The sequence below is a fragment of the Escherichia sp. WS33 genome, from assembly GCF_046486385.1.
Lineage (GTDB): Bacteria > Pseudomonadota > Gammaproteobacteria > Enterobacterales > Enterobacteriaceae > ECMA0423.
The window spans coordinates 1-26052 of record NZ_JBJQLJ010000008.1; the positions used below are offsets into that span (position 1 = coordinate 1).

The following is a 26052-nucleotide window of genomic DNA, read 5'->3' on the forward strand; positions in this document are numbered from 1 at the left end:
CAAGAGGCCCGAAGGTCCCCCTCTTTGGTCTTGCGACGTTATGCGGTATTAGCTACCGTTTCCAGTAGTTATCCCCCTCCATCAGGCAGTTTCCCAGACATTACTCACCCGTCCGCCACTCGTCAGCAAAGCAGCAAGCTGCTTCCTGTTACCGTTCGACTTGCATGTGTTAGGCCTGCCGCCAGCGTTCAATCTGAGCCATGATCAAACTCTTCAATTTAAAAGTTTGATGCTCAAAGAATTAAACTTCGTAATGAATTACGTGTTCACTCTTGAGACTTGGTATTCATTTTTCGTCTTGCGACGTTAAGAATCCGTATCTTCGAGTGCCCACACAGATTGTCTGATAAATTGTTAAAGAGCAGTGCCGCTTCGCTTTTTCTCAGCGGCGCGGGGTGTGCATAATACGCTTTCCCGCTACAGAGTCAAGCATTTATTTTTGCTTTCTCTGTCGGAATTCTCAGGAGAACCCCGCTGACCCGGCGGCGTGTTTGCCGTTGTTCCGTGTCAGTGGTGGCGCATTATAGGGAGTTATTCCGGCCTGACAAGAGGAAATTTAAAATAATTTTCTGACCGCGCATTTTTTCAGCAAAAGCCCCGTTAATGTGCCATAAAACAAGCAATTTGCCGTTTTTGCAACCGTAATCACACTTCCTGGTGGCATACTAAGGAGGAATAAAAAGAAAAAGGAAGATTAGTAATGCCTTTAAGCGCACAACAGTTAGCTGCACAGAAAAACCTTTCGTATGTTCTGGCTGAGAAGCTGGCGCAACGCATCTTAAAAGGTGAATATGAACCCGGCACCATTTTGCCTGGTGAGATTGAGCTGGGCGAGCAATTTGGAGTGAGTCGTACAGCGGTACGCGAAGCGGTCAAAACGTTAACGGCAAAAGGGATGGTTTTACCGCGACCGCGAATTGGTACCCGGGTCATGCCACAATCAAACTGGAATTTTCTTGATCAGGAATTGCTTACCTGGTGGATGACAGAAGAGAACTTTCATCAGGTCATCGATCACTTTCTGGTTATGCGTATCTGTCTGGAGCCGCAAGCTTGCCTACTGGCTGCAACGGTTGGCACCGCGGAACAGAAGGCGCATCTCAATACGTTAATGGCCGAAATGGCGGCATTAAAAGAGAACTTTCGCCGTGAACGCTGGATCGAAGTCGATATGGCCTGGCATGAGCATATCTATGAAATGAGCGCCAATCCGTTTTTGACCTCATTCGCCTCGCTATTCCATTCGGTTTATCACACTTACTTCACGTCAATTACCAGCGACACAGTGATAAAGCTGGATCTGCACCAGGCGATTGTCGATGCGATTGTCCAAAGCGATGGCGACGCGGCATTTAAAGCTTGTCAGGCGCTGCTACGCTCACCTGATAAGTGACAACCCGATAACAGGACATTGAATGAGCGATAAAAAGAAGCGCAGTATGGCGGGTTTGCCGTGGATCGCGGCGATGGCCTTCTTCATGCAGGCACTTGATGCCACTATTCTGAATACCGCCTTACCCGCAATCGCTCATAGCCTTAATCGTTCTCCTCTCGCGATGCAATCAGCCATCATCAGTTATACGCTGACGGTGGCGATGCTTATTCCGGTAAGCGGATGGCTAGCCGATCGCTTCGGTACGCGTCGCATTTTTACCCTTGCCGTGAGTCTGTTCACATTGGGTTCTCTGGCCTGCGCACTTTCTAATTCGCTACCACAGCTGGTTGTCTTCCGGGTTATTCAGGGGATAGGCGGCGCAATGATGATGCCTGTTGCTCGGCTGGCCTTACTGCGCGCTTATCCTCGTAATGAACTTCTTCCAGTATTGAATTTTGTCGCCATGCCGGGTCTGGTGGGGCCAATTTTAGGCCCCGTTCTTGGCGGCGTGCTGGTCACCTGGGCAACCTGGCACTGGATATTTTTAATCAATATCCCCATAGGTATTGCGGGCCTTCTTTACGCGCGCAAACATATGCCCAATTTCACCACCGCACGACGCAGATTCGATATCACTGGCTTTTTGCTGTTTGGCCTCAGCCTTGTTCTCTTCTCAAGCGGAATAGAGCTATTCGGGGAAAGGATTGTCGCCAGCTGGATTGCCTTGACGGTAATTGTCACCAGCATCGGGTTACTGCTTCTCTATATTCTCCATGCGCGACACACGCCAAACCCATTAATTTCATTAGATTTATTTAAAACCCGCACTTTCTCGATCGGTATCGTAGGCAATATTGCAACCCGTCTGGGGACCGGTTGTGTACCGTTCCTTATGCCATTGATGTTACAGGTAGGATTTGGTTATCAGGCGTTTATTGCCGGCTGTATGATGGCACCGACAGCGTTAGGTTCCATTATTGCAAAATCGATGGTTACCCAAGTCTTACGTCGTCTGGGCTATCGCCATACGTTAGTGGGGATCACGGTGATTATTGGGCTAATGATCGCTCAGTTCTCTTTGCAATCACCGGCAATGGCGATATGGATGCTGATCTTGCCGTTGTTTATATTAGGGATGGCTATGTCGACGCAATTTACCGCGATGAATACCATCACACTTGCCGATCTGACCGATGACAACGCCAGCAGCGGTAACAGTGTTCTGGCGGTCACGCAGCAACTGTCGATTAGTTTAGGCGTTGCTGTAAGTGCGGCCGTCCTTCGCGTTTATGAAGGGATGGAAGGCACAACGACTGTCGAACAATTCCACTATACGTTTATCACGATGGGCATTATTACTGTTGCTTCAGCAGCAATGTTCATGCTTCTGAAAACAACCGATGGTAATAATTTGATCAAAAGACAGCGTAAATCTAAGCCGAACCGCGTTCCATCAGAATCGGAGTAAGTTGTAATCGTTGTTGCTGAAGGGTCGGCTGGGTTATCCGATGGATGAGTACATCAATCGCCAGCTCCCCCAGTTCATCTTTCGGTTGGTGGATAGTGGTTAATGGTGGCGTCATAAAGCTTGCCAGTTCGATATCGTCATAGCCAATCACCGCGATATCCTGCGGAACCTGTAACTCTGCCTGATATAACGCCTGGTAAACGCCAACAGCCATAGCGTCATTTCCGGTAAAGACGGCCTGAGGACGCAGCGGATGTGATAACAGTTGGCGCATGGCGTCAAACCCGCCGTTAAATTCAAAATCACCAGTGACTTCATAGCCATCAGGAATGCTGAGACCCGCACGTTTCATCGCCGCCCGATAACCTTCCAACCGCAGGCGCGCCGGAGTTTTATCCAGCGGACCGGTAATACAGGCGATACGGGTATGACCTTTATCGATCAGATATTGCGTTGCTAAGTCTCCGCCCAGCAACGAGTTATCCTGAATAAGATCGCTGTCGCCATCGAACGGAGCCCAGTCCATCATCACAGTAGGCACTGTCGGATAACGTTGCATGATTTCACGCGAAGGTTGATGCGTTTCGGTGCACAGTAACAGCAAGCCATCAACGCGTTTTTGCATCAGCGTTTCCAGATTGCGATTCATCCGCTGTTCATCGCCTTCGGTATTGCAAAGGACGAGACTATAACCGCGTTCGAAGCAGCTGCGTTCAACGCCACGCACCAGTTCTGAATAGAAAGGATTGGTACTGGCAGTGATCAACATGCCAATGGTATGTGTTTGATTGAGTTTGAGGCTACGCGCCAGGGCTGATGGCGCGTAATTGAGTTCTTTAATCGCCGCTTCAACTTTGGCGGAAATCGCTTCACTGACGAAGCGATCTTTATTGATAACGTGAGAAACTGTTGAGGTAGAAACGCCCGCCAGGCGGGCAACATCTTTCATTGTAGCCAAGCGTCACCTCTGCCTGTCTAAAAATGCGTCGATCTCTTCACGCCACGGTACGGAAGGTTGTGCGCCTTTACGTGTTACGGCAATCGCAGCGGCAGCATGGGCAAACCGAATCGCCTCTGGCAATGGTTTTTCTTCCAGCAACGCCGTGATTAACGCGCCGTTAAAGGTATCTCCGGCAGCAATGGTATCGACAGCCTGCACCCGGAATCCAGGAACGCGCTGACCTTCACCATTCACGCTAGCCCATACACCACGACTTCCTAAAGTAATCAGTACAGTACGGATACCTTTTTCATGCAGTACCTGCGCCGCCTTCGCTGCATCTTCATCATTTTCAACACGAATACCGGTGAGCTTTTCTGCTTCCGTTTCGTTTGGCGTAATAATGTCCACCAGCGCCAGCAGTTCGTCAGGAAGTTCGCGAGCCGGAGCCGGGTTAAGCGCAACGATAGTCTTATTTTGATGGGCGATTTTCGCCGCTGCCATCACACTTTCGAGTGGTGATTCCAGCTGCATTAATAATGCTGACGCGTTGGCAATACGCTCACGTTGCGCTTCCACCAGCGCCGGGGAAAGGGCAGCATTAGCGCCGGCATGAATACCGATGACATTCTCACCTTCGCCATTAACAAAAATCAGCGCCACACCTGTTGATTCGCCTTTGATCACGCTGACCGGAGTAATATCAATGTTATCAGTGGCGAGCTGCTGGCGAACGCTCTCACCAATGCTGTCATCACCCGTACAGGCAATAAACGCGATATTCGCACCGCTACGCCCAGCAGCCACAGCCTGATTCGCGCCTTTGCCGCCAAATGCAACCTGATAGTGGTTACCGGTTACGGTTTCGCCTGGAGTAGGAAAAGATTGAAGATTAAGAATGTGGTCAGCATTAATGCTGCCAAGAACAACGAGGCTGCCTGCGTTTTGCATATTCGGGATGTCCATAAAATGCGCCACCGTGTTAGGGTGGCGCGTGCCCTGCTTTTCTTTATATTACACGTTCATCTGTCGATGACGTATTTATGTCACCATCAGGTCATACAACCTGATTAAAACTACTGCTTAACAACCAGTTTCAGATCAACCGGATACTTAGCCTGAACTTTCTCGCCTTTCAGCACTTTATCTGCGGTTTCGACGCCTTTCGCGCCAATCTGATCGGGTAGCTGAGCGATAGTCGCTGCTAGTTTGCCATCATTCACCGCTTTTTCGCCATCCGGTGTACCGTCAAATCCGACGACCATCACATCCGATTTACCGGCAGTTTGCAGTGCGCGCAGCGCGCCCAGCGCCATTTCATCATTCTGCGCGAATACAGCCTGAACATCCGGATGAGCGGTCAACAGGTTCTGCATTACGTTCAAACCTTTAGTGCGATCAAAATCTGCTGGCTGGCTGGCAAGAACATTAAACTTGTGAGCAGCAACGGCCTGCTGGAAGCCTTCGCCACGTTCACGGGCTGCGGATGTACCAGCAATGCCTTGCAGCTCGATAACTTTGGCACCTTCACCCGCTTTCTTCGCGATGTAATCACCGGCGATTTTGCCACCCAGTACGTTATCAGAAGCAATGTGGCTCACCACTTCACCTTTCGTTGCCTGGCGGTCAAGAGTGATAACCGGGATGTTCGCCTGGTTAGCCATCTTCACAGCATTACCTACTGCGTCGGAGTCGGTCGGGTTAATCAGCAGAATTTTGGTGCCGCGAACGGTTAAGTCCTGCACGTTCGCCAGCTCTTTCGCCGGGTTGTTCTGGGAGTCCAGCACCACCAGGTTATAGCCAAGCTTATCCGCCTCTTTCTGCGCGCCATCTTTCAGCGATACAAAGAACGGGTTGTTAAGCGTGGAGACCACCAGCGCGATGGTGTCTTTTGCCATCGCATTCGCACTGACGGTGGCGCTTAGCGCAACAGCGGAAACCAGGGTAGCCAGTTTTTTCATGTTCATATTCAAGATGTCCTGTAGTCGTTATTACTGCTTTTTGTTGTCTACCAGCACCGCCAGCAAAATCACCACCGCTTTGACGATCATCTGGTAATAGGAGGAAACACCTAACAAATTCAATCCATTATTAAGGAAGCCAAGAATTAATGCGCCGATCAACGTCCCAACAATGCGACCTTTTCCGCCCGCCAGACTCGTACCGCCCAGAACCACCGCAGCAATAGCATCCAGCTCATAGCCAGTCCCCGCCGTGGGTTGTGCGGAGGAGAGACGCGCCACTTCAATGATCCCGGCCAGCGATGCCAGCAGACCACAAAGAGAATAGACGATGATTTTGATTTTATTGACGTTGATACCAGAAAGACGCGTTGCCGCTTCGTTGCCGCCCAGCGCGTAGATGTAACGCCCCAGACGCGTGTGATGCAGCATGTACCAGGCCGCGAGGAAGACAATCCCCATGATCCAGACTGGCGTCGGTACGCCCAGCGGACGACCAATACCAAACCAGCCAAACAGATCGGCGTTCTCAGTAAAGCCGGTATTCACTGGGCTACCGTTGGTATAAACCATGGTCACGCCGCGCAGTAAAAGCATCATAACCAGCGTAGCGATAAACGCCTGAACGCGACCTTTCGCTACAATCACCCCGGTTACCGCACCAATTGCGGCACCTAACGCGAGAGCGGCAGCGACAGCCACCAGCGCATTGACTTCAATGCCGACGATAGATGCAGCAACTGCGCCGGTTAGCGCCAACAGAGAACCTACAGACAAGTCGATGCCCGACGTCAGGATCACCAGCGTCATCCCGACCGCCATAATGGCGTTCACCGAGGTTTGCTGGAGAATATTGAATAAGTTATTGATGGTGAAAAAGTTCGGGCTTAACGTCGAGACAATCGCGATCAGCACCAGCAGAGCGATAAGCGATTTCTGCTCCATCAGCCACGCTTTCGTGAAATAACGGCGACCAGAGACAGTCTGGGTTGTCATTTTTTTACTCCTGATTCACGCGATTAAGCTTGCCCACAGCGGCAGCCATTAACACTTCCTGGGTGGCCTGCTCACGAGTAAATTCCCCGCTGAGATGCCCTTCATGCATGACGATGATGCGATCGCTCATGCCTAATACTTCTGGCATCTCCGATGACACCAGAATGATGCTCAAGCCATCGGCTTTGAACTGGTTAATCAGTTGATAGATCTCTTTTTTCGCGCCGACATCTACGCCACGGGTAGGTTCATCAAGGATCAACACTTTGGGGCGTGTCATCAGACCGCGGGCAATCGCCACTTTTTGCTGATTGCCACCGGAAAGCAGACCAATTGCCTGTTCCATCGACGGTGTTTTCACATTAAACAGACGAATGAAATCACTCACAGCCTGCTGTTCATCGGCATGCTTCAAACTGCCGCCAGCGCGGCTGAAGTAGCGCAGCGCTGTCAGCGACATGTTCTCTTTTACTGACATGCCCAACACTAAACCGTCACGTTTACGGTCTTCGGAGATATACACAATGCCGCTTGCCAGGCCATCCTGCGGTGAACGGGTAACGACTTCATGCCCATCCAGGGTGACGTAACCGCTGGTGCGCGGTAGTGCGCCGTAGAGCACTTTCATCAGTTCGGTACGACCTGCGCCCATCAAACCAGAGACGCCAAGAATTTCGCCTTTGCGTAAAGTAAAAGAGACATCGTTAACGCCAGGTCCGCAGAGATTATCGACTTTCAGGCGGATATCTCCCGGCGCTTTGTCCAGGTGTGGATATTGATCTTCTAGCTTGCGGCCCACCATCATCTCAATCAGCGAATCTTCGGTCAGTGATGCCACTTCGCGCTCAGCAATAAATTGCCCGTCACGAAAAACGGTAACGTCATCGCAAATCTCGAAGATTTCTTTCATGCGGTGGGAGATATAGACAATACCGCGGCCTTGCGATTTCAGCTCGCGTATGACGCGGAACAGGGATTCGGTTTCGGTATCGGTCAGCGCATCGGTCGGTTCATCCATAATGATGACTTTCGACTCAAAGCTCAGCACTTTGGCGATTTCAACCATTTGCTGGTCACCGATGGAAAGATCGCCCACCAGCTTGTCGCTTTTAAAGCGCAGGTTAAGTTTAGCCAGCAATTTATCCGCTTCGGCATACATGGTTTTCCAGTCAATTTTGCCAAAGCGATTAACAAACTCACGACCGAGGAAAATGTTTTCGGCAATGGTCAACTGCGGGATCAGGTTCAGTTCCTGATGGATAATCCCAATCCCGGCTTCCTGGGAAGATTTCGGCCCGGTAAATGTCGTTTCTTTCCCCAGCCATAAAAGCGTGCCGGCATCGCGAGCATAGATACCAGTAAGCACTTTCATCATGGTGGATTTACCCGCGCCGTTTTCGCCCACCAGCGCCATCACGCGGCCCGGATAGACATTTAACGCTGCGCCCGAGAGGGCTTTTACGCCCGGGAAGGCTTTATCGATGCCTTTAAGCTGAAGTAATGCTTCCATGACGGCCTCAGAACGTCACGCCAGCACAGAGAATGATATTCGCATACGGAGAACATTCTCCGCTGCGAATTACCGCCTGACTTTCTGCGGTTTGTTGTTTGAATTGTTCATGCGTGGTGTAACGAATTTCAATGGTATTTCCCTGGTGTTTTTGCAGCTGCTCAAGGTGAGTGAGCAACGTTTCGTGGAGTTGCGGATTATGTTGTTTGATCTCTTCCGCGATAATGGCAGCCTCGACCTGCATTTCATTTGTGACGACGCCCAGCACCTGCATAAAAGAAGGTACACCCTGGGTTAATGCCATATCGATACGCGTTGTACTTTTGGGGATGGGTAAACCAGCATCACACACCACCAGCGTATCGGTATGTCCCAGACGGGAGATCACCGATGAAATATCAGAATTAAGAACGGTGCCTTTTTTCATTTTTTTCTCCATCAGCGAAACGTTTCGCTGACCCGCAGTTTAATCCTGACTGAGTTGGGAAAACCATCGTGACGTTACGGAAATGTGATCAACCTCGAAACGTTTTACATGGTGATTAACCATGAAAACAAAAACGCCCCCTTATGGAGAAAGGAGGCGTCTGGCGTTAGATTTCGACCTGAGTACCCAGTTCGATAACCCTGTTTGGCGGAATTTCAAATTGATCTGGTGCACGCAGCGCATTACGTTGCAGCAGCAAGTACAGCTTGCCGCGCAGACGCAAATACCACGGGCGTTTGCCGAGGATCAACGACTCATGCGACATAAAGAAGGAGGTTTCCATCATCCGGCAACTTAATCCTTCCAGACCGCAGCGGTGGAAAACTTCTTCCACGTTTGGCGTTTCTCGCCAACCATAACTTGCCACCACGCGCCAGAAAGTGGGCGACAGTTGTTCAATCTGTACCCGACGGACATTATGGACATATGGCGCGTCTTCGGTACGCAGAGTTAACAGAATCACCCGCTCATGCAATACCTTGTTATGTTTAAGGTTATGCATCAGCGCAAAGGGAATGACGTTGATTGCACGCGACATATACACCGCGGTCCCGGGCACGCGAACAGGCGGTGATTTCTCCAGCGAAGCAATCATCGCTTCCAGAGAGTTACCATGTTCATGCATCCGCCGCAGCAAGCGGAAACGCTCGCTCTTCCAGGTGGTCATCACGATAAACATCACAGTACCGAGGCTCAATGGCAACCAGCCGCCGGAGAGCAGTTTATCGAGGTTAGCGGTGAACAATGGAATATCGACACAAAGGAAAGCAATCAGGATCAGCGCAACAAAATACTTATTCCAGTGCCAGTTCTGACGTGCCACGGTAGTCGAGAGAATAGACGTCAGCACCATGGTTCCGGTCACCGCAATCCCGTACGCCGCCGCCAGGTTGCTGGAGTGCTCAAAGCTGACAATCACAATCACGACCGCGACATAGAGCATCCAGTTCACAAACGGAATATAGATTTGCCCTGACTCCATTTCGGAGGTGTGAATAATGCGCATCGGCGACAAATATCCCAGACGTACCGCCTGACGCGTCAATGAGAAGACGCCAGAGATAACCGCCTGCGAGGCAATTACCGTCGCCAGTGCGGCGATGATCAGCAGCGGGATCAGCGCCCAGTCCGGTGCCAACAGGAAGAACGGGTTCTTAATCGCTTCCGGGTTCTTTAACAACAGCGCTCCCTGACCGAAGTAATTAAGGGTCAAGGAAGGTAATACGACGGTGAACCACGCCAGGCGAATAGGGAACTTACCAAAGTGCCCCATATCAGCATACAGCGCCTCGACCCCCGTAATCGACAACACCACTGCCCCTAATGCAATAAAAGAAACCGTTTTGTATTCAAGGAAGAAATGCACCGCCCACATTGGATTCAGCGCATGCAGCACTTCCGGGTTAGCAATAATGCTACGTAACCCCAGTCCTGCCAGAATCAAAAACCAGGTCAGCATGATCGGCGCAAACAGCTTACCGACCATAGCCGTGCCATGTTTTTGAATCATAAATAATAAAGTGAGAACGATAATTGAGAGGGGAACTATCCAGGTATCCAGCTGCGGGGCGACGATTTCCAGACCTTCAATGGCTGACATCACCGAAATAGCGGGTGTTATGACGACTTCACCATAGAAAAAGCTGCCGCCGATTAGCCCCATAATCACCAGCATTGATGTGGTTCGCGCCGACGTATTACGCCCGGCAAGCGACATCAACGTCAGGATCCCCCCCTCACCGGCGTTATCTGCCCGCATCACGAAGGTGAGATATTTAATGGAAACCACAAAGATTAGCAGCCAGAAGATCAGCGATAAAAAGCCAAACACGGCATCGCGTTCAACGCCAAAACCAAACTGGCCGGACAAACATTCACGAAGTGTATATAACGGGCTGGTACCAATATCGCCGTAGACAACTCCAATCGCCGCGAGGGTAATCGCGGGCAATGATTGCTTATTATCAGTGCTCATAGACTAGTCTTTCGTTGAAATATGAAATGTGTGCTTAGTCCCTTGGCCCACAAAAAAGCGCACAGTATGCACGATTAACGGCAAAATCGTACTCCTAAATGCGGCCACATTAACCTGGCTCAAAGAAAAATACCCCCCCTTTGAGACTATTTTAGCCACCAGCAAGAAACGTCTATACTCGCAATTTACGCAGAACTTTTGACGAAAGGACGCCACTTCATTATGGCTCACCCTCATTTATTAGCGGAAAGAATTTCCCGCCTGAGCAGTTCGTTGGAAAAGGGGCTTTATGAACGTAGCCACGCCATCCGCTTGTGTTTATTAGCGGCATTAAGTGGTGAAAGTGTGTTCCTCCTTGGCCCGCCAGGTATTGCCAAAAGTTTGATCGCCCGGCGCTTAAAATTCGCCTTTCAGAATGCCCGCGCGTTTGAATATCTGATGACCCGCTTCTCCACGCCGGAAGAAGTTTTTGGTCCCCTTTCTATTCAGGCGCTAAAAGATGAAGGGCGCTATGAACGTTTAACCAGCGGTTACCTGCCGGAAGCAGAAATTGTCTTTCTGGATGAGATCTGGAAAGCGGGCCCGGCAATTCTTAATACCTTGCTCACCGCCATTAACGAGCGCCAGTTCCGCAACGGTGCACACGTAGAAAAAATCCCGATGCGTCTGCTGGTGGCGGCCTCCAACGAGCTGCCGGAAGCAGACAGCAGTCTGGAAGCGTTATATGACCGCATGCTGATTCGTCTGTGGTTAGATAAAGTGCAGGATAAAGCGAATTTCCGCTCCATGCTGACCAGTCAACAGGATGAAAACGACAATCCGGTTCCTGATGCCTTGCAGGTCACAGATGAAGAATATGAACGCTGGCAGAAAGAGATTGGTGAAATTACGCTGCCCGATCATGTATTTGAGCTGATTTTTATGCTGCGCCAGCAACTGGATAAATTACCGGATGCGCCTTATGTCTCGGATCGTCGCTGGAAAAAAGCGATCCGCTTATTGCAGGCCAGCGCCTTTTTTAGCGGTCGCAGTGCTGTTGCCCCGGTAGATCTCATTTTGCTGAAAGATTGCCTGTGGTATGACGCGCAAAGCCTGAATTTGATACAACAACAAATTGATGTATTGATGACCGGTCACGCCTGGCAACAGCAAGGGATGTTGACTCGCCTTGGCGCGATTGTGCAACGTCACCTGCAACTCCAGCAGCAACAAAGCGATAAAACAGCCTTAACGGTAATTCGTCTGGGCGGCATTTTCAGCCGTCGTCAGCAGTATCAACTTCCTGTTAACGTTACTGCTTCCACTCTGACTCTGCTGCTGCAAAAACCGTTAAAATTGCATGATATGGAAGTGGTTCATATCTCCTTTGAGCGTAACGCGCTGGAACAGTGGCTGAGTAAAGGTGGTGAAATTCGCGGCAAACTGAACGGTATCGGCTTTGCCCAGAAATTGAATCTGGAAGTGGATAGCGCCCAACATCTTGTTGTACGCGATGTAAGTTTACAAGGCAGTACGCTGGCACTTCCCGGTTCATCGGCTGAAGGTCTGCCAGGTGAAATAAAACAACAACTGGAAGAGCTTGAAAGTGACTGGCGCAAGCAACACGCTTTATTCAGCGAACAGCAAAAATGTCTGTTTATCCCTGGCGACTGGTTAGGTCGCATTGAAGCCAGCCTACAGGATGTCGGCGCACAGATTCGCCAGGCACAACAATGCTAACGCTGGATACGCTTAATGTGATGCTGGCCGTCAGCGAAGAGGGATTGATCGAAGAGATGATCATCGCGCTGCTGGCCTCACCGCAGCTGGCAGTCTTCTTTGAAAAATTCCCACGACTGAAGGCGGCAATCACTGATGATGTTCCCCGCTGGCGTGAGGCGCTGCGCAGTCGGCTGAAAGATGCCCGAGTCCCGCCGGAACTCACCGAAGAGGTGATGTGCTATCAGCAAAGCCAGCTCCTCTCCACGCCGCAGTTTATTGTGCAGCTACCACAGATCCTGGACTTACTGCATCGTCTGAATTCCCCATGGGCAGAACAAGCCCGACAGTTGGTTGATGCTAACAGCACGATCACTTCAGCGTTACATACGCTTTTCCTCCAGCGTTGGCGTTTAAGTCTGATCGTGCAAGCAACGACGTTAAATCAACAGCTATTAGAAGAAGAACGCGAACAACTGTTAAGTGAAGTTCAGGAACGCATGACGCTGAGCGGACAACTTGAACCGATTCTCGCAGATAACAATACCGCAGCTGGTCGTCTGTGGGATATGAGCGCCGGTCAGCTTAAACGTGGCGACTATCAGTTGATTGTGAAATACGGTGAATTTCTTAACGAACAGCCGGAACTGAAACGCCTGGCAGAACAGCTGGGGCGTTCCCGGGAAGCCAAATCAATACCGCGTAACGATGCGCAGATGGAAGCCTTCCGCACCATGGTGCGCGAACCGGCAACTGTTCCTGAGCAGGTTGATGGTCTGCAACAAAGCGATGATATTTTACGTCTCCTGCCGCCAGAACTGGCGACACTAGGGATAACGGAACTGGAGTATGAGTTTTACCGTCGGCTGGTGGAAAAACAGTTGCTCACCTATCGCCTGCACGGTGAGTCGTGGCGTGAAAAAGTGATCGAACGTCCGGTGGTACATAAAGATTACGATGAACAGCCGCGCGGGCCGTTTATTGTCTGTGTGGATACTTCCGGCTCAATGGGCGGCTTTAATGAACAGTGTGCGAAAGCGTTCTGCCTGGCCTTGATGCGCATTGCTCTCGCTGAAAACCGGCGCTGCTATATTATGCTATTTTCCACCGAGATCGTCCGTTATGAGCTTTCAGGCCCACAAGGCATCGAACAAGCAATCCGTTTTTTAAGCCAGCAGTTTCGTGGCGGCACCGATCTTGCCAGTTGTTTTCGCGCCATTATGGAACGCTTGCAAAGCAGGGAATGGTTTGATGCCGACGCGGTGGTGATTTCTGATTTTATCGCTCAGCGGTTGCCTGACGACGTGACGAGTAAAGTGAAAGAGCTGCAGCGGGTACATCAGCATCGCTTTCATGCCGTGGCGATGTCGGCACACGGCAAACCCGGCATCATGCGCATTTTCGATCATATCTGGCGCTTTGATACCGGGATGCGAAGCCGCCTGCTCAGACGCTGGCGGCGATAAATTATTACAGCAGAGAAGGGACGTTCTCGCGAACAGCAGCTGGCCATACACCACACTGAACCTGGCCGATATGCGGCAGTTGCAGCAGCAGCATGGTCAAACGAGACTGGCCGATACCGCCGCCGATGGTCTGCGGCATTTCACCGCGCAGCAGCGCCTGATGCCACTCCAGCTCCAGACGATCTTCATCACCGGTCAGCGCCAACTGATGCTTCAACGTGTCGGCATCCACGCGGATCCCCATGGAAGAAAGCTCAAACGCATCTTCCAGTACAGGGTTCCACACCAGAATATCGCCGTTCAGACCCGCATGACCCAGCTCTGACGGGGTGCTCCAGTCATCATAATCCGGTGCGCGCACGTCGTGGCGATGACCATCGCTCAGCTTGCCGCCAATCCCGACAAGGAATACCGCGCCAAGATCTTTCGCTATCGCCCGCTCACGCCCTTTGGCATCGAGATCCGGATAACGAGACAGTAACTCCTGGCTGTGTACGAAGTGGATCTGATCCGGCAGGAACGGTGCCAGGCCAAACTCTTCGCTAACCGCAGCTTCGGTTGCTTTAATTCCCGCCCAGATCGCCTCTACCGTGCTTTTCAGAGTCGAGAATTGACGCTCACCGTCGCCCATTACGCGTTCCCAGTCCCACTGGTCAACATAGACCGAGTGCAACGGAGAAAGACGGTCTTCATCGGGGCGAAGGGCTTTCATGTGCGTGTACAGTCCTTCGCCCGCGCTGAAGTCGTGTTGCCCTAAGGTCTGACGTTTCCACTTCGCCAGTGAATGAACCACTTCGAACTGGGCATCAGGCAGAGCTTTCACTTTTACCTGCACCGCTTTTTCACAGCCCGACAAGTTATCCTGCGTGCCATCCCCCACACGGCTAAGAATCGGCGCCTGGACTTCGATCAGCCCCAGACGTTCTTCCAGTTGGCGAGAAAAGTGAGATTTCACGAAGCTAATTTGGCGTTGTTTGGCAATGTAAGCGGTTTTCATTTTTTATACTCCTGCGTCCTGTTGCTTATGATTAAGCAACAAAAACCGACACACATGCAATAATCATTCAATAAAAAGCCTAACACACTTTTGATTCATTAAAAAAGAAGGCTAAAATAGAATGAATCATCAATCTGCATAAGAAAATCCTATGGAAAATTATCTGATCGACAATCTGGACCGTGGCATCCTGGAAGCATTAATGGGCAATGCGCGCACCGCTTACGCCGAACTGGCGAAACAATTTGGCGTCAGTCCGGGGACGATTCACGTTCGAGTAGAGAAAATGAAGCAGGCGGGGATCATTACCGGGGCGCGTATTGATGTCAGCCCGAAGCAGCTCGGTTATGACGTAGGCTGCTTTATCGGCATTATATTAAAGAGCGCCAAAGACTACCCTTCCGCGCTGGCAAAGCTGGAAAGCCTTGATGAAGTCACTGAAGCCTATTACACAACCGGCCACTACAGCATCTTTATAAAAGTGATGTGCCGTTCGATCGACGCTCTCCAGCATGTACTTATCAACAAGATCCAAACAATTGATGAAATTCAGTCCACCGAGACATTGATCGTCCTGCAAAACCCGATCATGCGTACCATCAAGCCATAATCGGCTTTTTTAATCCCATACTTTTCCACAGGTAGATCCCAACGCGTTCACAGCGTACAATACGCCACTCTTAATAAAGGTGGCGGTTTATGGCAGATATCACTCTTATCAGCGGCAGCACCCTCGGCGGTGCCGAATATGTAGCAGAACACCTGGCTGAAAAGCTGGAAGAGGCGGGTTTTACCACCGAAACGCTGCACGGTCCGCTGTTGGAAGATTTATCTGCCTCGGGGATCTGGCTGATTATCAGCTCCACCCACGGTGCCGGAGATATTCCGGACAACCTTTCTCCTTTCTATGAAGCATTGCAGGAACAGAAGCCCGATCTTTCTGCGGTCCGCTTTGGCGCAATCGGTATTGGCAGTCGTGAATATGACACCTTTTGTGGGGCTATCGATAAACTCGAGGCAGAACTCAAAAATTCCGGTGCAAAACAGACAGGCGAAACACTGAAGATCAACATTCTTGATCACGACATTCCGGAAGATCCGGCAGAAGAATGGCTGGGATCGTGGATTAATTTACTCAAATAAGTATACAGATCGTGCGATCTACTGTGGATAACTCTGTCAGGAAGCTTGGATCAACCGGTAGTTATCCAAAGAACAACCGTTGTTCAGTTTTTGAGTTGTGTATAACCCCTCATTCTGATCCCAGCTTATACGGTCCAGGATCACCGATCATTCACAGTTAATGATCCTTTCCAGGTTGTTGATCTTAAAAGCCGGATCCTTGTTATCCACAGGGCAGTGCGATCCTAATAAGAGATCACAATAGAACAGATCTCTAAATAAATAGATCTTCTTTTTAATACCCAGGATCCCAGGTCTTTCTCAAGCCGACAAAGTTGAGTAGAATCCACGGCCCGGGCTTCAATCCATTTTCATACCGCGTTATGCGAGGCAATCACCATGTTTTATCCGGATCCTTTTGACGTCATCATCATTGGCGGGGGTCATGCAGGCACCGAGGCCGCGATGGCCGCGGCGCGTATGGGTCAACAGACTCTGCTTTTGACACACAATATCGACACTCTGGGGCAGATGAGCTGCAACCCGGCGATCGGCGGTATTGGGAAGGGACATCTGGTAAAAGAAGTGGATGCACTCGGCGGTCTGATGGCGAAAGCGATCGATCAAGCGGGTATCCAGTTTAGGATACTAAACGCAAGCAAAGGACCGGCGGTTCGCGCTACCCGAGCTCAGGCGGATCGTGTGCTCTACCGTCAGGCGGTACGTACGGCGCTGGAGAACCAACCGAACCTGATGATCTTCCAGCAGGCGGTTGAAGATCTTATTGTCGAAAACGATCGCGTGGTCGGTGCTGTTACCCAAATGGGACTGAAGTTCCGTGCCAAAGCCGTCGTGCTCACCGTTGGGACGTTCCTCGACGGTAAAATTCATATCGGTCTGGATAATTACAGCGGTGGCCGTGCTGGTGATCCGCCGTCCATTCCGCTTTCTCGCCGTTTGCGTGAACTGCCGCTGCGCGTTGGTCGTCTGAAAACCGGGACACCACCGCGTATTGATGCTCGAACTATCGACTTTAGTGTGCTGGCGCAACAGCATGGCGATAACCCAATGCCGGTATTCTCGTTTATGGGCAATGCGTCCCAGCATCCCCAGCAGGTGCCGTGTTATATCACTCATACCAACGAGAAAACCCATGATGTGATCCGCAGTAACCTCGATCGTAGCCCAATGTATGCAGGGGTGATCGAAGGTGTCGGCCCACGCTACTGCCCGTCGATCGAAGACAAAGTCATGCGCTTCGCCGACAGAAATCAGCATCAGATCTTCCTTGAACCGGAAGGACTGACCTCTAATGAAATTTATCCGAACGGTATCTCCACCAGCCTGCCGTTCGATGTGCAGATGCAAATCGTCCGCTCTATGCAGGGGATGGAAAACGCGAAGATCGTGCGTCCGGGTTATGCCATTGAGTATGACTTCTTCGATCCTCGCGACCTGAAACCGACGCTGGAGAGCAAGTTTATCCAGGGGCTGTTCTTTGCTGGTCAGATTAACGGCACTACCGGTTACGAAGAAGCCGCTGCGCAAGGTTTGCTGGCCGGTCTTAACGCTGCCCGTCTGTCTGCTGACAAAGAAGGTTGGGCTCCGGCACGTTCTCAGGCGTATCTCGGCGTACTAGTTGATGACCTGTGCACTTTAGGAACCAAAGAACCGTATCGTATGTTTACTTCGCGCGCAGAATATCGTCTGATGCTACGCGAAGATAATGCGGATCTGCGTTTGACTGAAATCGGTCGTGAACTGGGCCTAGTGGATGACGAACGTTGGGCGCGCTTTAACGAGAAACTTGAGAATATCGAGCGTGAGCGTCAGCGTCTGAAATCGACCTGGGTAACCCCGTCGGCGGAAGCTGCAGCCGAAGTGAATGCTCACCTGACTGCGCCGCTTTCCCGTGAAGCCAGTGGTGAAGATCTGCTGCGTCGTCCGGAAATGACTTATGAAAAATTAACCACGCTGACGCCGTTTGCCCCTGCATTGACAGACGAACAGGCGGCGGAACAGGTTGAGATTCAGGTTAAATACGAAGGTTATATCGCGCGCCAGCAAGATGAGATCGAAAAGCAGCTGCGTAACGAGAACACCCTGCTACCCGCGACACTGGATTACCGCCAGGTATCCGGTCTTTCTAACGAAGTGATCGCCAAACTTAACGATCACAAACCAGCCTCTATCGGCCAGGCTTCGCGTATTTCTGGCGTCACGCCTGCGGCCATCTCCATTCTGCTGGTGTGGCTGAAAAAACAGGGTATGCTGCGTCGTAGCGCATAACGCATTAAAAATGCCTGGTAAGCACCCGCTTACCAGGCAACGCATCAAGAACAGGTAATCACCGTGCTCAACAAACTCTCCTTACTGCTGAAAGACGCAGGTATTTCGCTTACCGATCACCAGAAAAACCAGCTTATTGCCTACGTGAATATGCTGCATAAATGGAACAAAGCGTACAACCTGACTTCGGTCCGCGATCCTAATGAGATGCTGGTACGCCATATTCTCGATAGCATTGTGGTGGCACCGTATCTGCAAGGTGAACGGTTTATCGATGTCGGCACCGGACCAGGACTGCCAGGCATTCCACTCTCTATCGTGCGTCCTGAAGCCCATTTCACTCTGTTGGATAGCCTTGGTAAACGCGTGCGTTTCCTTCGTCAGGTGCAACATGAGCTTAAACTGGAGAATATTGAACCAGTACAGAGCAGGGTAGAAGAGTTTCCTTCAGAGCCGCCATTTGATGGCGTAATTAGCCGCGCTTTTGCCTCTCTGAACGATATGGTGAGCTGGTGCCACCATCTTCCTGGTGAGCAAGGCCGTTTCTACGCGCTGAAAGGGCAAATGCCGGAAGATGAAATCGCTTTGTTGCCCGAAGAATATCAGGTCGAATCAGTGGTTAAACTTCAGGTTCCAGCCCTGGATGGCGAACGTCATCTGGTGGTGATTAAAGCAAATAAAATTTAATTTTTATCAAAAAAATCATAAAAAATTGACCGGTTAGACTGTTAACAACAACCAGGTTTTCTACTGATATAACTGGTTACATTTAACGCCACGTTCACTCTTTTGCATCAACAAGATAACGTGGCTTTTTTTGGTAAGCAGAAAATAAGTCATTAGTGAAAATATCAGTCTGCTAAAAATCGGCGCTAAGAACCATCATTGGCTGTTAAAACATTATTAAAAATGTCAATGGGTGGTTTTTGTTGTGTAAATGTCATTTATTAAAACAGTATCTGTTTTTAGACTGAAATATCATAAACTTGCAAAGGCATCATTTGCCAAGTAAATAAATATGCTGTGCGCGAACATGCGCAATATGTGATCTGAAGCACGCTTTATCACCAGTGTTTACGCGTTATTTACAGTTTTTCATGATCGAACAGGGTTAGCAGAAAAGTCGCAATTGTATGCACTGGAAAAATATTTAAACATTTATTCACCTTTTGGCTACTTATTGTTTGAAATCACGGGGGCGCACCGTATAATTTGACCGCTTTTTGATGCTTGACTCTAAGCCTTAAAGAAAGTTTTATACGACACGCGGCATACCTCGAAGGGAGCAGGAGTGAAAAACGTGATGTCTGTGTCGCTCGTGAGTCGAAACGTTGCTCGGAAGCTTCTGCTCGTTCAGTTACTGGTGGTGATAGCAAGTGGATTGCTGTTCAGCCTCAAAGACCCCTTCTGGGGCGTCTCTGCAATAAGCGGGGGCCTGGCAGTCTTTCTGCCTAACGTTTTGTTTATGATATTTGCCTGGCGTCACCAGGCGCATACACCAGCGAAAGGCCGGGTGGCCTGGACATTCGCATTTGGCGAAGCTTTCAAAGTTCTGGCGATGTTGGTGTTACTGGTGGTGGCGTTGGCGGTTTTAAAGGCGGTATTCTTGCCGCTGATCGTTACGTGGGTTTTGGTGCTGGTGGTTCAGATACTGGCACCGGCTGTAATTAACAACAAAGGGTAAAAGGCATCATGGCTTCAGAAAATATGACGCCGCAGGATTACATAGGACACCACCTGAATAACCTTCAGCTGGACCTGCGTACATTCTCGCTGGTGGATCCACAAAACCCCCCAGCCACCTTCTGGACAATCAATATTGACTCCATGTTCTTCTCGGTGGTGCTGGGTCTGTTGTTCCTGGTTTTATTCCGTAGCGTAGCCAAAAAGGCGACCAGCGGTGTGCCAGGTAAGTTTCAGACCGCGATTGAGCTGGTGATCGGCTTTGTTAATGGTAGCGTGAAAGACATGTACCATGGCAAAAGCAAGCTGATTGCTCCGCTGGCCCTGACGATCTTCGTCTGGGTATTCCTGATGAACCTGATGGATTTACTGCCTATCGACCTGCTGCCGTACATTGCTGAACATGTACTGGGTCTGCCTGCACTGCGTGTGGTTCCGTCTGCGGACGTGAACGTAACGCTGTCTATGGCATTGGGCGTATTTATCCTGATTCTGTTCTACAGCATCAAAATGAAAGGCATCGGCGGCTTCACGAAAGAGTTGACGCTGCAGCCGTTCAATCACTGGGCGTTCATTCCTGTCAACTTAATCCTTGAAGGGGTAAGCCTGCTGTCCAAACCAGTTTCACTTGGTTTGCGACTGTTCGGTAACATGTATGCCGGTGAGCTGATTTTCATTCTGATTGCTGGTCTGTTGCCGTGGTGGTCACAGTGGATCCTGAATGTGCCGTGGGCCATTTTCCACATCCTGATCATTACGCTGCAAGCCTTCATCTTCATGGTTCTGACGATCGTCTATCTGTCGATGGCGTCTGAAGAACATTAATTTACCAACACTACTACGTTTTAACTGAAACAAACTGGAGACTGTCATGGAAAACCTGAATATGGATCTGCTGTACATGGCTGCCGCTGTGATGATGGGTCTGGCGGCAATCGGTGCTGCGATCGGTATCGGCATCCTCGGGGGTAAATTCCTGGAAGGCGCAGCGCGTCAACCTGATCTGATTCCTCTGCTGCGTACTCAGTTCTTTATCGTTATGGGTCTGGTGGATGCTATCCCGATGATCGCTGTAGGTCTGGGTCTGTACGTGATGTTCGCTGTCGCGTAGTAAGCGTTGCTTTTATTTAAAGAGCAATATCAGAACGTTAACTAAATAGAGGCATTGTGCTGTGAATCTTAACGCAACAATCCTCGGCCAGGCCATCGCGTTTGTCCTGTTCGTTCTGTTCTGCATGAAGTACGTATGGCCGCCATTAATGGCAGCCATCGAAAAACGTCAAAAAGAAATTGCTGACGGCCTTGCTTCCGCAGAACGAGCACATAAGGACCTTGACCTTGCAAAGGCCAGCGCGACCGACCAGCTGAAAAAAGCGAAAGCGGAAGCCCAGGTAATCATCGAGCAGGCGAACAAACGCCGCTCGCAGATTCTGGACGAAGCGAAAGCTGAGGCAGAACAGGAACGTACTAAAATCGTGGCCCAGGCGCAGGCAGAAATTGAAGCCGAGCGTAAACGTGCCCGTGAAGAGCTGCGTAAGCAAGTTGCTATCCTGGCTGTTGCTGGCGCCGAGAAGATCATCGAACGTTCCGTGGATGAAGCTGCTAACAGCGACATCGTGGATAAACTTGTCGCTGAACTGTAAGGAGGGAGGGGCTGATGTCTGAATTTATTACGGTAGCTCGCCCCTACGCCAAAGCAGCTTTTGACTTTGCCGTCGAACACCAAAGTGTAGAACGCTGGCAGGACATGCTGGCGTTTGCCGCCGAGGTAACCAAAAACGAACAAATGGCAGAGCTTCTCTCTGGCGCGCTTGCGCCAGAAACGCTCGCCGAGTCGTTTATCGCAGTTTGTGGTGAGCAACTGGACGAAAACGGTCAGAACCTGATTCGGGTAATGGCTGAAAATGGTCGTCTTAACGCGCTCCCGGATGTTCTGGAGCAGTTTATTCACCTTCGTGCCGTGAGTGAGGCTACCGCTGAGGTAGACGTCATTTCCGCTGCCGCACTGAGTGAACAACAGCTCGCGAAAATTTCTGCTGCGATGGAAAAACGTCTGTCACGCAAAGTTAAGCTGAATTGCAAAATCGATAAGTCTGTAATGGCAGGCGTTATCATCCGAGCGGGTGATATGGTCATTGATGGCAGCGTACGCGGTCGTCTTGAGCGCCTTGCAGACGTCTTGCAGTCTTAAGGGGACTGGAGCATGCAACTGAATTCCACCGAAATCAGCGAACTGATCAAGCAGCGCATTGCTCAGTTCAATGTTGTGAGTGAAGCTCACAACGAAGGTACTATTGTTTCTGTAAGTGACGGTGTTATCCGCATTCACGGCCTGGCCGATTGTATGCAGGGTGAAATGATCTCCCTGCCGGGTAACCGTTACGCTATCGCACTGAACCTCGAGCGCGACTCTGTAGGTGCGGTTGTTATGGGTCCGTACGCTGACCTTGCCGAAGGCATGAAAGTTAAGTGTACTGGCCGTATCCTGGAAGTTCCGGTTGGCCGTGGCCTGCTGGGCCGTGTGGTTAACACTCTGGGTGCACCAATCGACGGTAAAGGTCCGCTGGATCACGACGGCTTCTCTGCTGTAGAAGCAATCGCTCCGGGCGTTATCGAACGTCAGTCCGTAGATCAGCCGGTACAGACCGGTTATAAAGCCGTTGACTCCATGATCCCAATCGGTCGTGGTCAGCGTGAATTGATCATCGGTGACCGTCAGACAGGTAAAACCGCACTGGCTATCGATGCCATCATCAACCAGCGCGATTCCGGTATCAAATGTATCTATGTCGCTATCGGCCAGAAAGCGTCCACCATTTCTAACGTGGTACGTAAACTGGAAGAGCACGGCGCACTGGCTAACACCATCGTTGTGGTAGCAACCGCGTCTGAATCCGCTGCACTGCAATACCTGGCACCGTATGCCGGTTGCGCAATGGGCGAATACTTCCGTGACCGCGGTGAAGATGCGCTGATCATTTACGATGACCTGTCTAAACAGGCTGTTGCTTACCGTCAGATCTCCCTGCTGCTCCGTCGTCCGCCAGGACGTGAAGCATTCCCGGGCGACGTTTTCTACCTCCACTCTCGTCTGCTGGAGCGTGCTGCACGTGTTAACGCCGAATACGTTGAAGCCTTCACCAAAGGTGAAGTGAAAGGGAAAACCGGTTCTCTGACCGCACTGCCTATTATCGAAACTCAGGCGGGTGACGTTTCTGCGTTCGTTCCGACCAACGTAATCTCCATTACCGATGGTCAGATCTTCCTGGAAACCAACCTGTTCAACGCCGGTATTCGTCCTGCGGTTAACCCGGGTATTTCCGTATCCCGTGTTGGTGGTGCAGCACAGACCAAGATCATGAAAAAACTGTCCGGTGGTATCCGTACCGCTCTGGCACAGTATCGTGAACTGGCAGCGTTCTCTCAGTTTGCATCCGACCTTGACGATGCAACACGTAAGCAGCTTGACCACGGTCAGAAAGTGACCGAACTGCTGAAACAGAAACAGTATGCGCCGATGTCCGTTGCGCAGCAGTCTCTGGTTCTGTTCGCAGCAGAACGTGGTTACCTGGCGGATGTTGAACTGTCGAAAATTGGCAGCTTCGAAGCCGCTCTGCTGGCTTACGTCGACCGTGATCACGCTCCGTTGATGCAAGAGATCAACCAGACCGGTGGCTACAACGACGAAATCGAAGGCAAGCTGAAAGGCATCCTCGATTCCTTCAAAGCAACCCAATCCTGGTAACGTCTGGCGGCTTGCCTTAGGGCAGGCCGCAAGGCATTGAGGAGAAGCTCATGGCCGGCGCAAAAGAGATACGTAGTAAGATCGCAAGCGTCCAGAACACGCAAAAGATCACTAAAGCGATGGAGATGGTCGCCGCTTCCAAAATGCGTAAATCGCAGGATCGCATGGCGGCCAGCCGTCCTTATGCAGAAACCATGCGCAAAGTGATTGGTCACCTTGCACACGGTAATCTGGAATATAAGCACCCTTACCTGGAAGACCGCGACGTTAAACGCGTGGGCTACCTGGTGGTGTCGACCGACCGTGGTTTGTGCGGTGGTTTGAACATTAACCTGTTCAAAAAACTGCTGGCGGAAATGAAGACCTGGACCGACAAAGGCGTTCAATGCGACCTCGCAATGATCGGCTCGAAAGGCGTGTCGTTCTTCAACTCCGTGGGCGGCAATGTTGTTGCCCAGGTCACCGGCATGGGGGATAACCCTTCCCTGTCCGAACTGATCGGTCCGGTAAAAGTGATGTTGCAGGCCTACGACGAAGGCCGTCTGGACAAGCTTTACATTGTCAGCAACAAATTTATTAACACCATGTCTCAGGTTCCGACCATCAGCCAGCTGCTGCCGTTACCGGCATCAGATGATGATGATCTGAAACATAAATCCTGGGATTACCTGTACGAACCCGATCCGAAGGCGTTGCTGGATACCCTGCTGCGTCGTTATGTCGAATCTCAGGTTTATCAGGGCGTGGTTGAAAACCTGGCCAGCGAGCAGGCCGCCCGTATGGTGGCGATGAAAGCCGCGACCGACAATGGCGGCAGCCTGATTAAAGAGCTGCAGTTGGTATACAACAAAGCTCGTCAGGCCAGCATTACTCAGGAACTCACCGAGATCGTCTCGGGGGCCGCCGCGGTTTAAACAGGTTATTTCGTAGAGGATTTAAGATGGCTACTGGAAAGATTGTCCAGGTAATCGGCGCCGTAGTTGACGTCGAATTCCCTCAGGATGCCGTACCGCGCGTGTACGATGCTCTTGAGGTGCAAAATGGTAATGAGCGTCTGGTGCTGGAAGTTCAGCAGCAGCTCGGCGGCGGTATCGTGCGTACCATCGCAATGGGTTCCTCCGACGGTCTGCGTCGCGGTCTGGATGTAAAAGACCTCGAACACCCGATCGAAGTCCCGGTAGGTAAAGCGACTCTGGGCCGTATCATGAACGTACTGGGTGAACCGGTCGACATGAAAGGCGAGATCGGTGAAGAAGAGCGTTGGGCGATTCACCGCGCAGCACCTTCCTACGAAGAGCTGTCAAACTCTCAGGAACTGCTGGAAACCGGTATCAAAGTTATCGACCTGATGTGTCCGTTCGCTAAGGGCGGTAAAGTTGGTCTGTTCGGTGGTGCGGGTGTAGGTAAAACCGTAAACATGATGGAGCTCATTCGTAACATCGCGATCGAGCACTCCGGTTACTCTGTGTTTGCGGGCGTAGGTGAACGTACTCGTGAGGGTAACGACTTCTACCACGAAATGACCGACTCCAACGTTATCGACAAAGTATCCCTGGTGTATGGCCAGATGAACGAGCCGCCGGGAAACCGTCTGCGCGTTGCTCTGACCGGTCTGACCATGGCTGAGAAATTCCGTGACGAAGGTCGTGACGTTCTGCTGTTCGTTGACAACATCTATCGTTACACCCTGGCAGGTACGGAAGTATCCGCACTGCTGGGCCGTATGCCTTCAGCGGTAGGTTATCAGCCGACCCTGGCGGAAGAGATGGGCGTTCTGCAGGAACGTATCACCTCCACCAAAACTGGTTCTATCACCTCCGTACAGGCAGTATACGTACCTGCGGATGACTTGACTGACCCGTCTCCGGCAACCACCTTTGCGCACCTTGACGCAACCGTGGTACTGAGCCGTCAGATCGCGTCTCTGGGTATCTACCCGGCCGTTGACCCGCTGGACTCCACCAGCCGTCAGCTGGACCCGCTGGTGGTTGGTCAGGAACACTACGACACCGCGCGTGGCGTTCAGTCCATCCTGCAACGTTATCAGGAACTGAAAGACATCATCGCCATCCTGGGTATGGATGAACTGTCTGAAGAAGACAAACTGGTGGTAGCGCGTGCTCGTAAGATCCAGCGCTTCCTGTCCCAGCCGTTCTTCGTGGCAGAAGTATTCACCGGTTCTCCGGGTAAATACGTCTCCCTGAAAGACACCATCCGTGGCTTTAAAGGCATCATGGAAGGCGAATACGATCACCTGCCGGAGCAGGCGTTCTACATGGTCGGTTCCATCGAAGAAGCTGTGGAAAAAGCCAAAAAACTTTAACGCCTTAATCGGAGGGT

At 51.0% G+C, this 26052-nt stretch carries 24 protein-coding genes and 1 rRNA gene; 16 read left to right on the plus strand and 9 right to left on the minus strand.

Annotation, left to right across the window (positions count from 1 at the left end):
• Positions 1-220 (minus strand): 16S ribosomal RNA (locus tag ACJHXA_RS08730); the annotation flags it as partial.
• A gap of 480 nt (positions 221-700) precedes the next feature.
• On the opposite strand from ACJHXA_RS08730, the gene ACJHXA_RS08735 reads away from it, so the two are divergent.
• Together ACJHXA_RS08735 and mdtD are read left to right on the plus strand one after the other, a co-directional pair.
• The gene (locus tag ACJHXA_RS08735; RefSeq protein ID WP_001131169.1) at positions 701-1393 is read left to right on the plus strand and encodes a FadR/GntR family transcriptional regulator; all 693 of its coding nucleotides are present in this window, start codon (positions 701-703) and stop codon (positions 1391-1393) included.
• A 22-nt stretch (positions 1394-1415) separates the two neighbouring features.
• Positions 1416-2843, plus strand: a complete 1428-nt coding sequence (gene mdtD, locus ACJHXA_RS08740) for a multidrug transporter subunit MdtD (RefSeq protein ID WP_001280864.1) — start codon at positions 1416-1418, stop codon at positions 2841-2843.
• On the opposite strand, the gene rbsR is transcribed toward mdtD, so the two are convergent.
• The 7 genes from rbsR to kup form a co-directional block, all read right to left on the minus strand.
• Positions 2809-3801, minus strand: coding sequence for a ribose operon transcriptional repressor RbsR (gene rbsR / locus ACJHXA_RS08745; protein WP_000224455.1), 993 nt, complete (start codon positions 3799-3801; stop codon positions 2809-2811). The genes mdtD and rbsR overlap by 35 nt on opposite strands.
• 3 nt (positions 3802-3804) lie before the next feature.
• On the minus strand, positions 3805-4734 hold the full coding sequence (gene rbsK / locus ACJHXA_RS08750; RefSeq protein WP_001300603.1) for a ribokinase: 930 nt from the start codon (positions 4732-4734) through the stop codon (positions 3805-3807).
• A gap of 125 nt (positions 4735-4859) precedes the next feature.
• Entirely contained in the window at positions 4860-5750 is an 891-nt protein-coding gene (rbsB, locus tag ACJHXA_RS08755) for a ribose ABC transporter substrate-binding protein RbsB (RefSeq protein WP_001056273.1), read from the minus strand.
• A 24-nt stretch (positions 5751-5774) separates the two neighbouring features.
• Entirely contained in the window at positions 5775-6740 is a 966-nt protein-coding gene (rbsC, locus tag ACJHXA_RS08760) for a ribose ABC transporter permease (protein ID WP_000211858.1), read from the minus strand.
• 4 nt (positions 6741-6744) lie between these two features.
• On the minus strand, positions 6745-8250 hold the full coding sequence (gene rbsA, locus ACJHXA_RS08765; RefSeq protein ID WP_000387753.1) for a ribose ABC transporter ATP-binding protein RbsA: 1506 nt from the start codon (positions 8248-8250) through the stop codon (positions 6745-6747).
• Between the two features lie 7 nt (positions 8251-8257).
• Positions 8258-8677 (minus strand): D-ribose pyranase, encoded by a 420-nt coding sequence (gene rbsD, locus ACJHXA_RS08770; protein WP_000715936.1) that lies wholly within the window; start codon positions 8675-8677, stop codon positions 8258-8260.
• 166 nt (positions 8678-8843) lie between these two features.
• Positions 8844-10712 (minus strand): low affinity potassium transporter Kup, encoded by a 1869-nt coding sequence (gene kup / locus ACJHXA_RS08775; protein ID WP_000102319.1) that lies wholly within the window; start codon positions 10710-10712, stop codon positions 8844-8846.
• 222 nt (positions 10713-10934) lie between these two features.
• Between kup and ravA the strand changes: the two genes are divergently transcribed.
• Together ravA and viaA are read left to right on the plus strand one after the other, a co-directional pair.
• Positions 10935-12431, plus strand: a complete 1497-nt coding sequence (gene ravA / locus ACJHXA_RS08780) for an ATPase RavA (RefSeq protein ID WP_001315921.1) — start codon at positions 10935-10937, stop codon at positions 12429-12431.
• The gene (gene viaA / locus ACJHXA_RS08785) at positions 12425-13876 is read left to right on the plus strand and encodes an ATPase RavA stimulator ViaA (protein ID WP_000956630.1); all 1452 of its coding nucleotides are present in this window, start codon (positions 12425-12427) and stop codon (positions 13874-13876) included. Before ravA ends, viaA begins: the two co-directional genes overlap by 7 nt.
• Positions 13877-13880: 4 nt before the next feature.
• Here the strand turns inward: viaA and asnA are convergent, their stop codons facing one another.
• A complete protein-coding gene (asnA, locus tag ACJHXA_RS08790) occupies positions 13881-14873 on the minus strand; it encodes an aspartate--ammonia ligase (RefSeq protein WP_000845103.1) in 993 nt (330 codons plus the stop codon).
• Between the two features lie 151 nt (positions 14874-15024).
• On the opposite strand from asnA, the gene asnC reads away from it, so the two are divergent.
• The 12 genes from asnC to atpD all read left to right on the plus strand — a co-directional run bounded on the left by asnC (position 15025) and on the right by atpD (position 26035).
• Positions 15025-15483: a transcriptional regulator AsnC gene (gene asnC, locus ACJHXA_RS08795; protein ID WP_000432970.1), complete on the plus strand. Its 459-nt coding sequence runs from the start codon at positions 15025-15027 to the stop codon at positions 15481-15483.
• 89 nt (positions 15484-15572) lie between these two features.
• Complete coding sequence (gene mioC / locus ACJHXA_RS08800) at positions 15573-16016, plus strand: FMN-binding protein MioC (RefSeq protein WP_000763731.1); 444 nt, start codon at positions 15573-15575, stop codon at positions 16014-16016.
• Positions 16017-16394: 378 nt separating this feature from the next.
• Positions 16395-18284 (plus strand): tRNA uridine-5-carboxymethylaminomethyl(34) synthesis enzyme MnmG, encoded by a 1890-nt coding sequence (gene mnmG, locus ACJHXA_RS08805; protein WP_000499788.1) that lies wholly within the window; start codon positions 16395-16397, stop codon positions 18282-18284.
• A 63-nt stretch (positions 18285-18347) separates the two neighbouring features.
• Complete coding sequence (rsmG, locus tag ACJHXA_RS08810; RefSeq protein WP_000932839.1) at positions 18348-18971, plus strand: 16S rRNA (guanine(527)-N(7))-methyltransferase RsmG; 624 nt, start codon at positions 18348-18350, stop codon at positions 18969-18971.
• 616 nt (positions 18972-19587) lie between these two features.
• The gene (gene atpI / locus ACJHXA_RS08815; RefSeq protein ID WP_000116695.1) at positions 19588-19968 is read left to right on the plus strand and encodes a F0F1 ATP synthase subunit I; all 381 of its coding nucleotides are present in this window, start codon (positions 19588-19590) and stop codon (positions 19966-19968) included.
• An 8-nt stretch (positions 19969-19976) separates the two neighbouring features.
• Complete coding sequence (gene atpB, locus ACJHXA_RS08820) at positions 19977-20792, plus strand: F0F1 ATP synthase subunit A (protein ID WP_000135625.1); 816 nt, start codon at positions 19977-19979, stop codon at positions 20790-20792.
• 46 nt (positions 20793-20838) lie between these two features.
• Positions 20839-21078 carry a F0F1 ATP synthase subunit C gene (gene atpE, locus ACJHXA_RS08825; RefSeq protein ID WP_000429386.1) on the plus strand — a complete coding sequence of 80 codons (240 nt, stop codon included), beginning with the start codon at positions 20839-20841 and terminating at the stop codon, positions 21076-21078.
• 61 nt (positions 21079-21139) lie between these two features.
• Positions 21140-21610: a F0F1 ATP synthase subunit B gene (gene atpF / locus ACJHXA_RS08830; RefSeq protein ID WP_001052219.1), complete on the plus strand. Its 471-nt coding sequence runs from the start codon at positions 21140-21142 to the stop codon at positions 21608-21610.
• A gap of 14 nt (positions 21611-21624) precedes the next feature.
• Positions 21625-22158 carry a F0F1 ATP synthase subunit delta gene (gene atpH / locus ACJHXA_RS08835; RefSeq protein ID WP_001288587.1) on the plus strand — a complete coding sequence of 178 codons (534 nt, stop codon included), beginning with the start codon at positions 21625-21627 and terminating at the stop codon, positions 22156-22158.
• A 12-nt stretch (positions 22159-22170) separates the two neighbouring features.
• Entirely contained in the window at positions 22171-23712 is a 1542-nt protein-coding gene (gene atpA / locus ACJHXA_RS08840) for a F0F1 ATP synthase subunit alpha (protein WP_001176745.1), read from the plus strand.
• A 50-nt stretch (positions 23713-23762) separates the two neighbouring features.
• The gene (gene atpG, locus ACJHXA_RS08845; RefSeq protein ID WP_000896498.1) at positions 23763-24626 is read left to right on the plus strand and encodes a F0F1 ATP synthase subunit gamma; all 864 of its coding nucleotides are present in this window, start codon (positions 23763-23765) and stop codon (positions 24624-24626) included.
• A 26-nt stretch (positions 24627-24652) separates the two neighbouring features.
• A complete protein-coding gene (gene atpD / locus ACJHXA_RS08850; RefSeq protein WP_000190506.1) occupies positions 24653-26035 on the plus strand; it encodes a F0F1 ATP synthase subunit beta in 1383 nt (460 codons plus the stop codon).
• Positions 26036-26052 lie beyond the last annotated feature (17 nt).